Origin of the sequence: Lutibacter sp., from assembly GCF_016342705.1 — a bacterium.
Lineage (GTDB): Bacteria > Bacteroidota > Bacteroidia > Flavobacteriales > Flavobacteriaceae > Lutibacter.
This window is the reverse complement of the sequence record NZ_JAEINV010000005.1, coordinates 75,693-88,866: the sequence shown is the minus strand read 5'-3', so window position 1 is coordinate 88,866 and position 13,174 is coordinate 75,693. Positions and strand designations below refer to the sequence as shown.

13 protein-coding genes are annotated in these 13,174 nt (G+C 28.8%); 4 read left to right on the top strand and 9 right to left on the bottom strand.

The window, feature by feature from the left end:
• Positions 1 to 98: 98 nt before the first annotated feature.
• Positions 99 to 1,007: a 23S rRNA (adenine(1618)-N(6))-methyltransferase RlmF gene (gene rlmF, locus JEY78_RS06255; RefSeq protein ID WP_291848171.1), complete on the top strand. Its 909-nt coding sequence runs from the start codon at positions 99 to 101 to the stop codon at positions 1,005 to 1,007.
• 45 nt (positions 1,008 to 1,052) lie between these two features.
• Here rlmF and JEY78_RS06250 read toward each other — a convergent pair whose 3' ends face one another.
• Positions 1,053 to 1,919, bottom strand: a complete 867-nt coding sequence (locus JEY78_RS06250; RefSeq protein ID WP_291848168.1) for an alpha/beta hydrolase-fold protein — start codon at positions 1,917 to 1,919, stop codon at positions 1,053 to 1,055.
• Positions 1,920 to 2,038: 119 nt separating this feature from the next.
• The gene (locus JEY78_RS06245) at positions 2,039 to 4,189 is read right to left on the bottom strand and encodes a glycoside hydrolase family 3 protein (protein ID WP_291848165.1); all 2,151 of its coding nucleotides are present in this window, start codon (positions 4,187 to 4,189) and stop codon (positions 2,039 to 2,041) included.
• A gap of 365 nt (positions 4,190 to 4,554) precedes the next feature.
• Here JEY78_RS06245 and JEY78_RS06240 point away from each other — a divergent pair, with 365 nt between their 5' ends.
• Positions 4,555 to 5,028 (top strand): OsmC family protein, encoded by a 474-nt coding sequence (locus JEY78_RS06240; RefSeq protein ID WP_291848162.1) that lies wholly within the window; start codon positions 4,555 to 4,557, stop codon positions 5,026 to 5,028.
• A gap of 92 nt (positions 5,029 to 5,120) precedes the next feature.
• Here the strand turns inward: JEY78_RS06240 and JEY78_RS06235 are convergent, their stop codons facing one another.
• Positions 5,121 to 6,356, bottom strand: a complete 1,236-nt coding sequence (locus JEY78_RS06235) for a DEAD/DEAH box helicase (protein ID WP_291848159.1) — start codon at positions 6,354 to 6,356, stop codon at positions 5,121 to 5,123.
• Positions 6,357 to 6,424: 68 nt separating this feature from the next.
• A complete protein-coding gene (locus JEY78_RS06230; protein WP_291848156.1) occupies positions 6,425 to 6,865 on the bottom strand; it encodes an SRPBCC domain-containing protein in 441 nt (146 codons plus the stop codon).
• Positions 6,866 to 6,954: 89 nt separating this feature from the next.
• On the opposite strand from JEY78_RS06230, the gene JEY78_RS06225 reads away from it, so the two are divergent.
• Positions 6,955 to 8,346 (top strand): DUF4403 family protein, encoded by a 1,392-nt coding sequence (locus JEY78_RS06225; protein WP_291848153.1) that lies wholly within the window; start codon positions 6,955 to 6,957, stop codon positions 8,344 to 8,346.
• A gap of 15 nt (positions 8,347 to 8,361) precedes the next feature.
• Here the strand turns inward: JEY78_RS06225 and JEY78_RS06220 are convergent, their stop codons facing one another.
• From JEY78_RS06220 to JEY78_RS06205, 4 genes are all read right to left on the bottom strand, one after another.
• The gene (locus JEY78_RS06220) at positions 8,362 to 8,814 is read right to left on the bottom strand and encodes a GNAT family N-acetyltransferase (protein WP_291848148.1); all 453 of its coding nucleotides are present in this window, start codon (positions 8,812 to 8,814) and stop codon (positions 8,362 to 8,364) included.
• A 13-nt stretch (positions 8,815 to 8,827) separates the two neighbouring features.
• Positions 8,828 to 9,895 (bottom strand): HAMP domain-containing sensor histidine kinase, encoded by a 1,068-nt coding sequence (locus tag JEY78_RS06215; RefSeq protein ID WP_291848145.1) that lies wholly within the window; start codon positions 9,893 to 9,895, stop codon positions 8,828 to 8,830.
• 63 nt (positions 9,896 to 9,958) lie between these two features.
• Positions 9,959 to 11,128 carry an ATP-grasp domain-containing protein gene (locus tag JEY78_RS06210; RefSeq protein WP_291848142.1) on the bottom strand — a complete coding sequence of 390 codons (1,170 nt, stop codon included), beginning with the start codon at positions 11,126 to 11,128 and terminating at the stop codon, positions 9,959 to 9,961.
• An 18-nt stretch (positions 11,129 to 11,146) separates the two neighbouring features.
• Positions 11,147 to 12,007 (bottom strand): mechanosensitive ion channel domain-containing protein, encoded by an 861-nt coding sequence (locus JEY78_RS06205; RefSeq protein WP_291848139.1) that lies wholly within the window; start codon positions 12,005 to 12,007, stop codon positions 11,147 to 11,149.
• 118 nt (positions 12,008 to 12,125) lie between these two features.
• Here JEY78_RS06205 and JEY78_RS06200 point away from each other — a divergent pair, with 118 nt between their 5' ends.
• A complete protein-coding gene (locus tag JEY78_RS06200) occupies positions 12,126 to 12,854 on the top strand; it encodes an NYN domain-containing protein (RefSeq protein WP_291848136.1) in 729 nt (242 codons plus the stop codon).
• Here JEY78_RS06200 and JEY78_RS06195 read toward each other — a convergent pair whose 3' ends face one another.
• Positions 12,855 to 13,100 (bottom strand): hypothetical protein, encoded by a 246-nt coding sequence (locus JEY78_RS06195; protein ID WP_291848133.1) that lies wholly within the window; start codon positions 13,098 to 13,100, stop codon positions 12,855 to 12,857. It lies immediately after the preceding gene.
• Positions 13,101 to 13,174 lie beyond the last annotated feature (74 nt).

The following is a 13,174-nucleotide window of genomic DNA, read 5'->3' as shown; positions in this document are numbered from 1 at the left end:
ATATATAAAAATATTTATAAAACGAACATTCATTCATTTTGTAAATATAAAATAATGTTAAAACTTAAAAAGACTACTTTTGTAACTTAATTAAGAATATGGGAACGAAAGGAAAAAATAGCGGACAATTACATTCAAATAATATACATAAGGATGATTATATTTTTACAGATTTAATTGAAGTATATAAAGATTTGAAGGAATATGTATATGTAAACCAATATGGAACAGAATCCATAGACTTTGCAAATCCCAAAGCAGTAAAAGCAATAAACACGGCCTTACTATTTAAATATTATAATATTTCTTTTTGGGATTTTCCTGATGATAATTTATGTCCGCCAATTCCTGGTCGTGTAGATTATATTCATTATTTGGCAGATTTGTTAAAAGACTCAAGTATTCACAATAATGTTTCCGTTTTAGATATTGGAACTGGTGCAAATTGTATATATCCATTATTGGGAAATGCAGTATATAAATGGAATTTTGTTGGAACTGATATTGATAAAAAATCAATTGACAGAGCTGAAAAAATTTTAAAAAAGAACAATCTTTTAAATGTTATTAAATTACAACAGCAATTGGATGTAACACATATTTTTGAAGGAATTTTAACTACTGAAGATAAATTTGCAGCAACTATGTGTAATCCTCCCTTTTATGGATCTCAAGAAGAAGCTATGCGGGCTAATTCCAGAAAATTAGAAGGTTTAGGAAAAACTGATACAGCAAGAAATTTTAGTGGTAAGCAACAAGAACTATGGTATAAAGGTGGCGAAAAAGCGTTTATTCATACCTATTTATACGAAAGCTCTATGTTTAAAACCAATTGCTTTTGGTTTTCTACTTTAGTTTCTAGAAAAGAAAATGCAGAAAGTATGTTGAGTTCTTTAAAAAAATTGGGCGCAACTGAGATTAAAACAATTCCCATGCATCAAGGTAACAAAGTTACACGTATTGTTGCTTGGACTTTTTTAACAAAAGAAGAGCAGCTTAATTGGTAACAGGTTAATGAAATACCAAATTATGTTTAAAAAGGTTTAATTTAATTAATACTGATGAAAAGCGTCTGACACAAATTTTAAAACTTCAGGGAGTGATTCACGCCAATAGGTCCAATTGTGAGCACCATTTCTTATTCTATATTCATGTGGAATTTCTTTTTTGCGCATAGCAATATGAACTAAACTATTTCCTTCATATAAAAAATCATCATCACCACAATCTATAAACCAACGTACAGACTTTAATTTATCTATTGGTAAATTATTAATTAATGAAACAGCGTTATGGTTTTCAAAATAAGATTGAATTTTTGTTTCATCTGTTATTTTTGAATTCATTCTTTGCAGTTGAGTTTTAAAATCATCAACTGAAAGCGGACCAATATAAGCACTTAATGGGCAGGCTGAAGAAAATAGCTCTGGACGATGCATGGCATACATAAAAGAGCCGCCACCACCCATTGAAAGACCGGCAATAGCTCTAAATCGTTTTTCACTTTTAATTCTATAAGTTTTCTCAACATAAGGCATGAACTCTTCAAAAAAGAAATTTTCATAATCCCAATCACCTTCAATAGTGTTGAAATAGCCAACTTTATTGGTATTTGCATCGGGCATAATTATAATCATTGGCGTTGCTGTCCCTTCTTTAATTGCATTGTCTGTAATACGTAGCACTTCTCCAAATTGTACCCAGCCTGTTTGATCGTCTCCCATTCCGTGTAATAAATAAAGTACCGGATAATTTCTTTGAGAAGTTTCATAATCTGGTGGTAAATACACTGCGAATTTTCGTTCACTTTTTAAAATTGTACTTTTCATTGTTAGGTTATCAAATACTTTTCCTGTTTGAGCAGTGCTATTTGCAAAAGTGTAAATACTTAAAATTGTAATTAGTATAAGGTTTTTCATTTGATATTTAGTTGAAAGTTGTTTTTTAATAAGTGCTAAAATTAACATAACTAAGATATAGAAAAAAAGGTTGTTAGAATTATTGAAACAACCTTTTTTTAAATAAATATATGCTCAATTTACTTTTCTGAATAGGTGAATGAAGTTTTTAATGGTGTATTGTTAGAAGCGTTTCCAACTAAAATGTTAAACACTCCAGTTTCAGCTTTCCAACTTTTGCTATTTACATCATAAAACGATAAATCTTTTGGAGTTAATTCCATCTCAATTAAAACACTTTCATCTCTTTTTAATTGTACTTTTTTAAATCCTTTTAATTCTTTTAGAGGTCTTATAACTGAAGATTCAAGATCTTGAACATATAATTGAGCAACTTCTGCGCCTTCAATATTACTTGTATTTGTTATTTGGAAAGTAACTTTTAAAGTATTGTTTTCAGTTAATTTATTAGTAGACAGTTTTAAATTTGAAAACTCAAAAGTTGAATAAGACAATCCAAAACCAAAAGCATATAATGGTTCAATTTTTTTAGTTTCATACCAACGGTAACCAACTAAAACACCTTCACTATAGGTAACATCTATTTGAGGATATTCCATATTTCCATCTTCTAACCAACCAGAATACATTACTGCATTTTCTGGAAGATAATTTGCGCCTGGAGAATCAGAAAATTGTTTTTCAATTGAAATTGGTAATTTACCAGATGGATTTGTTTTGCCCGAAACAATTTCGGCTAAAGCTATATTTCCATTTTGTCCTACGTACCATGAGTTAATAACTCCAGCAACTTTGCTATTCCATGGAGTCATTTCAATACCACTACCTGAATTTACAATAACCACAGTATTTGGATTTTTGGATGCAATTGATAAAATCATTTCATTGGTTTCTTTTGGAAGTTCAAAAGATTTGTCCCAACCTTCATTATCTAACGTACCAATACTAATAAGAACAACATCTGCATTTTTAATTTCTTCATTTGAAGGAGTTTTAGAAAAAGTTAATTTATCACCAAATTCTGTTTTAAAAGCATTTAGCATTGAAACAATGTTGTAGCCTTCAACCTCTGCTGAACCGCCACCGCGCGCTAGTGTTTCAACAAATTCTCCAGTTAACAGTATCTTTTTATCTTTTGAAATAGGTAAAATATGTTCATTTTTTAATAAAACAATTCCTTCCTTAGCAGTTTTTAAAGCCACTTTTTCGTGTTCAGGAAATTTAGCTAAATAATTTTCGTCTTTTACAGGTCTTTTATCTAATCCCATTGCTAAAGATAATGTAATAACGTTTTTTGCCATACGGTTTATATCCTGTTCAGATACTTTACCTTCGTCTAATAATTTTTTTGCATTTGAACGAACATACACATCACCATTTACTGCAAAACCTTCATTGGTTTCACCTGGCATTTCAAGATCCATTCCTGAGGTTATAGTTTTTTGAGGATCCCAAACAGACCACCAATCGGTCATCACCATTCCTTTAAAACCTAATTCACCTTTTAATAAATCGGTAATTACATAGTTACTTTGTCCTGCCCATTCACCGTTTACTTTATTGTAAGATGTCATAACTGTCATTGCTCCGGCATCTATACCTGCTTTAAATGCAGGTGTGTAAATTTCATGAATAGTTCTTTCATCAATAATTACGTTTGTTTTTCTTCTATGAAATTCGTGATTGTTTGCTAAAAAATGTTTTAAAGTGGCAATTGTTCCAGTGTTTTGAATTCCAACTACGTAATTTTCAATAAATCTTGAAGTTAAATAAGGATCTTCACCAAAATATTCAAAATTTCTTCCATTTTTAGAAACTCTGTAAATATTCATTCCAGGACCCAATAACACTGCAATATCACCAGCTCTGCATTCTTCTCCAATAGAAGTTGCATAGCTTTGAGCGATTTCTGGATTCCAAGTTGAAGCTAGTAAAATAGGACAAGGAAAAGCGGTGGATTTTTCTAGTTGCCCACTTAATTCTTTGCGAATATGAACACCTTGCGTGGCGTCTGATAAATATAATTTTGGAATTCCAAATTTATCAATGCCTTCTATAAAAAACCAATTGTGGCCACCAATTAAATTTATTTTCTCTTCAATTGTAAGTTGGGTAAGAATTTCATCTGCTTTTTTAGAAGCAACTTCATAACTTACTGGAGGTGAAAAAGGTTTTACAGGTTCTTCCTTAATTGTAATCATTTCTTTATTTTTTTCTGAACAACTTAAAATTAAAAGCGAACTTAAAAGTAGTGATGTTATAAATTTCATAAAAGTCTTATTTTTTAAATAAAGGTTTAAAAAAGCAAAATATTGAATGACTAAAATAGCCCATTTTTTAAATTAAAAAACGAGTTTAAAAGCGTTAATTCTTGTACAAAATCCTCAAAATTGAGTACAATATTTTCAGTGATACAATCGAAATAAAAGATCAGGTATTTTAGGCTATCATTATTAGATAGGAATTTACTCACAAAAAATAAAAATCTGTTATTTACAAAAATAGTAGCCTCATTTTAATACTGCTCTACTAGTGTAATATTGCATAGTTAAAAATGCTTTAATCCATACTTTAATTTCAAAACAATTTTAGCATTAATTGTAATTTTATTACCGCAATTAATAGTAAAATTATTATGGAAGATTTAAAATTTAGAGTGCAAGCACATAGTGAAAATTCTACAAAAACTGTTGTTAAAGCAAGAGGGTTTGAAATTATTTTAGATGAACCTGAAAGCTTAGGAGGAACCAACCAGGGAGCAAATCCGGTTGAATACATTCTTGCCGCTTTTTGTGGCTGTATAAATGTAATGGGTCATGTAATTGCTAAAGAAATGGATTTTGAATTAAGAAGCATGAAAATTAAAATGTGTGGAAATTTAAATCCGGAGCGTTTATTTGGAACTTCATTTAAAGAAAGAGCAGGTTATAAAGGAATTGATGTTTCTATAGAGCCAGATTGCGATGCTTCTGTTGAAGTTTTAGAGCAATGGCTACAAAAAATTGAAGATAGATGCCCTGTTTCAGATAATTTAAGAGAGGTAACGCCTATTAGTTTATTGCTAAAAGGAAAGTTTCACTCTATTGAAAAAATAGGTGAATTAGCATAGTTTATTTTAAAAAATCGTCATTACTGAATGTTTTGAGGTGATATGTTTGTTTTGGAAAGTTTTTTTATTTCAAACTTCTAATGGCGATTTATTTAATACCAACGTTTTTTATTCTTTTTAGAACCTGCTGATTTTCTATTTTTTTTATTCTCAGTTCCTTTTTTAAAATAAACTTCAGGTTTTGCTTTTGGATCTAACGGATATGGATGTTCTGCTTCAACTGGTATTTTATCTCCAATTAATTCTTCAATAGTTTTAATGTATGTTTTTTCGTCGGCAGCGCAAAATGAATACGAAGCTCCTATATTTCCAGCTCTTCCAGTTCTTCCAATTCTATGTACATATGTTTCTGGAACGTTTGGAATATCAAAATTAATAACGGCATCTAAATTACTGATGTCAATTCCACGTGAAGCAACATCAGTTGCAATTAAAATATTTACATTTTTATTTTTGAATTTATTTAAAGCTGCTTCTCTGTCTTTTTGCGTTTTATCTCCGTGAATACTGTCAACGCTATAGCCATTTTTTTTCAGCATATTTTCTAATTTTTCAACACCAAATTTGGTGCGTCTAAAAATTAAAATATCACCTTTTATAGTGTTTCTAAGCAAATGTAAACACAACTCCATTTTGTTGTTTTTACCAACATAATACAATTTTTGAAGTACACCTTCCGCAGTAGATTGTGATGGTGTAATATCAATGGTTTCTGGTTCATTTAAAATTGAATTGGCTAATTCAACTACTTTATGAGGCATTGTTGCAGAGAAAAGTAGTATTTGTTTAGATTTTGGACATAAACGTTCTATTTTTTTAACATCGTCTATAAAACCCATATCTAACATTAAATCGGCTTCATCTAAAACCAATGTTTCAATGTAATCTAAATTTATGCAATCTTGTTTATGTAAATCTAATAATCTTCCAGGTGTAGCAATTAAAATATCAACTCCTTTTCTAAGCACATCTTTTTGCGGTTCAATAGAGGCGCCACCAAAAATAACGGTGCTTTTAAGGTTGGTAAATTTAGCGTAGGTAGCAAAATTTTCTTCAATTTGCAAAGCTAGTTCGCGTGTTGGACTAATGACCAAAGCTCTTATTTTTTTTCCTTTTTTTGATGCATCTTGTTTGTCAAATAATAATTGCAAAATAGGTAAAGCAAAAGCAGCAGTTTTTCCAGTTCCAGTTTGTGCAGATGCAATAATATCTTTTTTGGCTAAAACCAATGGAATAGTTTGCTCTTGAATTGGTGTTGGAATTTCGTAACCTTTGGCTGAAATTGCTTTTAAAATAGGTTTGTTTAACTGTAAATCTTTAAATTGCATAGTGCTTAATTTGACAAAAAATATTTTTGCAAAGATACAGTAAAAATAGTACAGCGTTTTTTGTTATTTTATGAAGTTTTGGAAAGGAAATTTTTTAAACGTTCATTTATAAAATAATTCCAGCCAGCAATACAACTTTCGGTTTTAAATTCAGAAATATTTTCTGGAAAATCCTCTAAAATTTCACAAATAACAGTTAGGTTGGTTCCAAGTTTTGTTTCGTTTAATTCAAAAGTTACGTTGGAGTCTCCTTCAATATTTTGATATTTCCAATTGCATGTAATTTTTTTAAGTGGAATCACTTCAACTACAGTCCATAAATGTAAAAAATCTCTGGTATTGGAACTTACATTAAATTGTGTTTTAAAGCCGACTTTAGCCTCAAAAGATGGCATAGATTCAAAAAACCATTGTTGCATTAAATTACAATTAGTTATGGCGTTCCAAACTAAAATAATTGATTGATTAAAAGTTTGTTGTGTAATAATTGGTGGATCTTTTTTTAACATAAAATTAGCCTAAAAATATATTTTTCTAAAAATACAAATAAATAAATTTGTATTTAAATAGCGCCTACTTTTGCCGAAATTTTGAAACCATGAAAATACGCTTACTGTTAATTTTGTTAGTTGCAATTATTGTAGCTTCCTGCAGTTCATCAAAAAAAATTCAAACACTTAAACCCGAAGCAGATTTGGCAGCTCCAATTTTATATGATAAGGAATTATCTTACTTAAACATACCAATTTCAATAAAATTGAAAGATTTAGCTTTTCAAACTAACAGCATTTTAACTGGGTTAATTTATGAAGATGGTATTTTAGAGGATGACAATTTAATGATGAAAGTTTGGAAACAAGCCCCAATTGAAATAACCGATTCAAAAGGAAAAATTAAAGTTGTATTACCACTAAAAGTTTGGGCAAAAGTTAGATATGGAAGTACTGTTTTTGGGATGGATTTATATGATACGCGAGAGCTAAATTTTAATGGAGTTGTTACTTTACTTGGTGAAGCTAAATTTACGAACTGGCAATTATCGGCAAAATCAACTGTTCAATCTGTAGTTTGGAAAGAAAGTCCGAGTGTAACAATTGCCGGAAGAAGTGTGCCAATTACTTATTTAATAAATCCTGCAATGTCTTATTTTAAAACAACTATGGAGCAAAAGATTGATGCGGCAATTGCAAAATCTTTAAATTTTCAAGACTATGTATTAGATGCTTTAGAAAAAGTGTCTGCTCCTGTAAATGTTCATGAAGGTTATGATACTTGGTTTAAAATTAAGCCATTGGGTTTAAATGCTACAGAAGCAATTCTTAATAAAGATGTAGTTTCAATGAATTTGGAAATGGCTTGTTTTATGGAAAGTTTTATTGGAAAACCAGCGTATGAAACTTTTAATAAAGAAGCAATTCAATTAAGATTGGTTGATAAAATGAAAGATAAATTTTCAGCTTCTTTAATTGTAGTTTCCCCTTATTTGAAAGCTTCAGAAGTTATGACCAAAAATTTTCAAAATAAGGAATTTAGTTCAGGATCAAAAAAAGTGACGATTCAAAAAGTAGATTTATGGCATAAAAATGGGAAAGTTGTTATTGCATTAACTATGAATGGTAGTTTAAATGGAACGGTTTATTTATCTGGGATTCCTAAATATAATAATGTTGATGAGTTGATTTATTTTGATAATTTAAACTATGTTTTAGAAACCAAAAGCAAGCTGATGAAAACTGCAAATTGGTTGGCGCAAGGAATCATTTTGAAGAAAATACAGGCATATACTTCCTATTCTATTAAGCCAGAATTAGAGATGGCTAAAAACCAAATGTCACAATATTTAAACAATTATTCACCAGCAAAAGGGATTTTAATTAATGGAAAGGTTGATCCAATTGTTATTAAAAATATTCAATTAACAGATCAGGCAATGGTTGTTACAATTGGCACAACTGGAAATTTAGATTTAAAAATTAATGGGTTACAATAAAGAGTGATTAGGGAATTATCCAATTAATTTTTCAAAACAAACACTATTCTCCACATTTTCATAAAAGCCAAAATTTGCGGTTATTTTATAGTCGCATTTTTTATATAATTCAATGGCTTCTGGTTGTTTTTTTCCAGTTTCAAGAATGCATTTTGTAGCGCCTAATTCTTTTGCCCAATGTTCTAATTCAGTTAATATTTTTGATGCAATTCCTAATCTTCTTCCATTAACAGCAACATACATTCTTTTAATTTCAACAGTATTGTTTGGGTGATTTTTAAAGGCTCCACAACCTATTGCTACATTATTTTTATAAGCAACAACTACATTTTTTAAAGCGTCAATTTTATTAAATTGATCATAAAAAGCGTGGTCTTCACCATCACTAATTTTTAAAGCAGCATCTAATAATTTTACCAATTGTTTAAAATCGGAATTTTTCGAGTCGGTTCTAATGAATTCAATCATAAAAAAATTGTTTTTAAGCGTACTTTAAAGGTAATTCAAAATAAAAAGTAGCACCTTTATTTATTTCGCTAATTACTCCAATGGTTCCTTTGTGTTCAGATATAATTTTTTTAGCAATTGCCAACCCAAGTCCAGTGCTAGTTTCGCCATTTGTTGGTTGTACGCTTGTTTTTTGAAAATAATTAAAAAGTTTTGTTTGCTCTTCAACAGGAATTCCTTGTCCTTGGTCAATAATTTCAGTTTTTACAACGCTTTTTGAAGTTGATATTTTTATAATTATTTCACTTTTTGGATAAGAAAATTTTATAGCGTTGGTTAATAAATTATTAATTACTTCGCTTAAATAATGTTCGTCAAATGGAAAGAATAATTCATTATCATTCGTTTCTAATCGAATATTAATATCTTTCTTTTTTGCAACTAATAAATTGAAATACATATATTTAGTGATAAAATCTATGTAGTTTTCTTTTTTTAATTGAAGTTTAATTGTTCCAGATTCAATTTTAGAAACATCTAATAAATCTTCTAATAATTTAAGTGAATTGCTGCTTAAACTTTTAATATGATTCATCATTTTCATTCCTTTAACATCTATTTTTTCGGAATAATTTTCTATAATTAAATCTGAAAATGAATAAATTGCACCAATAGGGTTTCTTAAATCGTGTGCTGCAACACCTATAAATTTGTTTTTTTCTTCATTTATAAGTTTTAAATCTTCATTTAATTTTAAAACACTTTTATATTTTTCTTTTAAATTAAGTACTAGCATTCCAATAATCATAAAAACGATGAAACGGACAAAAGCATTCCATATTGGATTGAATAGGTTTGAATAATTTATAGTTGTGTAATCTACAGTAAACCAAATAGTTGCAGCGAAAAATGCATTAATTATAAGTAAGGTTTTTTCAGACTTATTATGAAAAGAAATTAATAGAATAGGGATTAAATAGGCTAATAAAACGGAAACTTCTGAACCTGTATAGTAATCTAATAACCCAATACAGGATAATGTAATAAATGAAATACAGGTTATTAAAATCTTGTTTTCAATTTTTAATCCGAATTCGAACATTTGTTTGGGGTAATTTATCAAAATATTCACAAATATATATAGAATTTTCTATTTAAAAGGTGTTTATTTTTCTATATAATTTGTTAATTTGGAGGTTAGTATAGTGTTTAATTCCTGTTCATTTCCAACACTGGTTTCGGTAAATAAAAAACCAAATACTCCGTATTTTTTGTAGTTTACTTTTCTAATTTCCAAAGGTTTTTCAAAGTCTTTTAGTAGCAAATTATAATTAAATGATTTAATTGTATTTCCATCAATTCCAGAATTATTATCCAGCACAATTAAACTGTATAGTTTGTTGGCATTATTTTTAAAAATTTCGTTCCAGTTGGGGGTTTTTCCATTTAAAAAATATTCATAAGAATTAATTCCAAAAGCAAACCAAGAAATGTCTCCAGTTGTACACCAACCGCCAAAACGTAGAGGATTTATTTCAATTGGAGTAATTTTTCCTTGTGAATCAATTCTAACTTCAACGTGCATTGGAAAGTTTTTTAACTGAGCTTTATTTCCAACTATTTGTAAAAAGGTTTCAATTATAGATAAATAACGATTTAAAATTTCTTTTGAAGTTGTGTAAACTCTGTCGCTTACATCTTTTGAAGATGAAAAAATATGATGCAAAATATTTAAAACTACCACTTTTCCTTGGTTGTCAAAATAGCAATCAACGGCATATTCTTCGCCTTCAATATATTCTTCAATTATAAAATCGGAAACATCAACCACTTCTTTCGGATACATATCTTTAAAAGTTTCAACTTCAGTTTCAATAGTATTTATAATTGCAAGCCACTCTTCAATGTTATCAATTTTATGAACCGCTAAGCTAAAAAAACCAACTGCCGGTTTTATAATTAAAGGAAATTTTAATTCAGAAACCGGAAAATATTTTAATTTTTCTAGCGGAATTCCTTTAAAAAAGTATTCAGGAAAAGCATCTTTTATTAATTCTCTAAACGTTATTTTGTTTTTAAATAGCTGGATTTTTTGAGGTAATTCAGTGTTTTTTAAATGTTTTTCAATCCAATTTATGGCATTTTCCGAATTGGAATAAATACGAGTTTTATCGTTCTGTGTATATTGTTGAATAGCTTTCTCTTCTGAAATCCAGTTTAACGATTCATCGCTAATCATAGATTTTGCAACCTCAGTTGCAATAATAGGAAATTGATTTTCTTTAATAGTTTTCACTAAAAAATCTGAAGCAAAAGGCTGGTCTATAAGTATCATTTATAAGTGATGTTTTGTTTATTTGTTAGCATCTGAAAAATTTGTTTTAAAATGTAAATCCATTTGAGGAAAAGGAATTGTAATATTATTTTCAATAAATTTTTTATTGATTACTTTTCTAATATCACTTTTTACACGTTCAATTCTAAAGATATTTTTACTAAAAAATATGACTTGAAATTGTAAACATGAATCTCCAAAATCTAAAAAACGTACATTAATTAAATTTTTGTCCGAAACTTCAGGATGTTCCCATGCACTTTCTGTTAAAACTTTTTCAACCAAATCTACATCGCTTCCATAGGCAACACCAACGTTAATTTTAAAACGTGTTTGTCTAGATTGGTGACTCCAGTTAATCACCTTGTTAGTGGTAATTAATGAATTTGGAATAATAATAGAAATTTCGTCTCTATTTAACCCTTTTGAAGTTCGTAATCCAATTTCTTGAATTTTAAGAATATCACCATCAATTTCTAAAATATCATCAATTTTTATGGAGCGTTCAGAAAGTAAAATAATTCCCGAAATTATATCATTAAAAGTTTGCTGTAAACCCAAACCAACACCCACCAAAAGCGCAGCAGAACCAGCAATTAAAACTGTAACTTTAATACCAATAGCTTCTAATATAAAGCCAAAAGCTATTACCCAAATAAGATATTTAATAATTTGAAATATAGCATATGTATTACCAGAATCTAAATTATTTTTTCTTTGTTGGCGGTTAAGCGCTTGTTTAATTATCCAAAGAGCAATTTTTGTAAAAATAAAAATAGCAATAATTAGCACAATAGTATGCACCATTATTTTATAATTACCAATGCTAATAATTTCTAATTCTAAGAATTCTTTAATAGCTTTTAATATACTTTTCATAGAAAAATAATTGAATTTAACTCAATTAGTCAAAAATACAATAAACTTTTTATTTTTGTTACTGCAATATTTAAAATGAATTTTTAAGTAATTCTAATTTTCAGTACCTTTATAAATTATGATAAAAGACACAAAATTAGCAGTACTAATAGACGGTGATAACATTCCTTCAAAATACATTAAAGAAATGATGGAGGAAATTACCAAATATGGAACACCAACCATAAAAAGAATTTATGGAGATTGGACCAAACCTCAATTGGCAAAATGGAAAACTCTTTTGTTAGAAAATGCCATCAATCCAATTCAACAATATAGTTATACAACAGGTAAAAACGCTACAGATTCCGCAATGATTATTGACGCTATGGATATTTTATATTCAGAAAAAGTGAATGGTTTTTGTTTGGTTTCATCGGATAGTGATTTTACCAAGTTAGCTATGCGTTTGCGTGAAGCAGGCGTTGTTGTGTACGGAATTGGTGAAAAGAAAACACCGGAACCATTTATTGTGGCGTGCGATAAATTTATTTATTTGGAAATTTTAGCAAAGGAGGAAGAAAGTCAAGATGGTAAGAAAACTCATAAGAAAGAAAATTTAGATAAAATCACACCAAAAGTAATTCGTTTATTAAGAAATTCTGTAGATGATGCAGCAGATGATGATGGCTGGGCGTTTATGGGCGATGTTGGTTCATTAATATTAAAAAAACAACCCAATTTTGATGCGCGTAATTTTGGTTTTGAAAAATTAACGCAATTGTTTAAATCTTTAAAAAAGTTTGAAATTGAAGAGCGCGATAAAACAAGTGGCAGATTTAAATTAATTTATGTAAAAAATAAATAATTATACTTTTACCGGCTTGTAATATTTATATAATGATATTGCTGAAACTACAGCCCAAGCTGCTTCTAAAATTATAAATGGCACATAATTTATTAAAACAGAAGCTAAACAAGCAAGAGAAGAACCTATTAAATTTAATAGAATAAAAGCTATATTTTTATTAGAAATTTTACCAATTTCATTTAAAAAATATGCCATTAAAATTAAAGCAACTCCAATAAAACCTAACCAATCTGTTGCGTTCATTTGTTTTTTTGTAAAAGTACTAAAAACTTAAGCACTTATAAAAAGGATTCTTATTTGAATTCCTTATTTTTGCG

Coding starts and splice junctions, on each gene's coding strand:
- rlmF (WP_291848171.1), top strand. CDS start 99: ATGGGAACGAAAGGAAAAAATAGCGGACAATTACATTCAAATAATATA.
- JEY78_RS06250 (WP_291848168.1), bottom strand. CDS start 1,919: ATGAAAAACCTTATACTAATTACAATTTTAAGTATTTACACTTTTGCA.
- JEY78_RS06245 (WP_291848165.1), bottom strand. CDS start 4,189: ATGAAATTTATAACATCACTACTTTTAAGTTCGCTTTTAATTTTAAGT.
- JEY78_RS06240 (WP_291848162.1), top strand. CDS start 4,555: ATGGAAGATTTAAAATTTAGAGTGCAAGCACATAGTGAAAATTCTACA.
- JEY78_RS06235 (WP_291848159.1), bottom strand. CDS start 6,356: ATGCAATTTAAAGATTTACAGTTAAACAAACCTATTTTAAAAGCAATT.
- JEY78_RS06230 (WP_291848156.1), bottom strand. CDS start 6,865: ATGTTAAAAAAAGATCCACCAATTATTACACAACAAACTTTTAATCAA.
- JEY78_RS06225 (WP_291848153.1), top strand. CDS start 6,955: ATGAAAATACGCTTACTGTTAATTTTGTTAGTTGCAATTATTGTAGCT.
- JEY78_RS06220 (WP_291848148.1), bottom strand. CDS start 8,814: ATGATTGAATTCATTAGAACCGACTCGAAAAATTCCGATTTTAAACAA.
- JEY78_RS06215 (WP_291848145.1), bottom strand. CDS start 9,895: ATGTTCGAATTCGGATTAAAAATTGAAAACAAGATTTTAATAACCTGT.
- JEY78_RS06210 (WP_291848142.1), bottom strand. CDS start 11,128: ATGATACTTATAGACCAGCCTTTTGCTTCAGATTTTTTAGTGAAAACT.
- JEY78_RS06205 (WP_291848139.1), bottom strand. CDS start 12,007: ATGAAAAGTATATTAAAAGCTATTAAAGAATTCTTAGAATTAGAAATT.
- JEY78_RS06200 (WP_291848136.1), top strand. CDS start 12,126: ATGATAAAAGACACAAAATTAGCAGTACTAATAGACGGTGATAACATT.
- JEY78_RS06195 (WP_291848133.1), bottom strand. CDS start 13,100: ATGAACGCAACAGATTGGTTAGGTTTTATTGGAGTTGCTTTAATTTTA.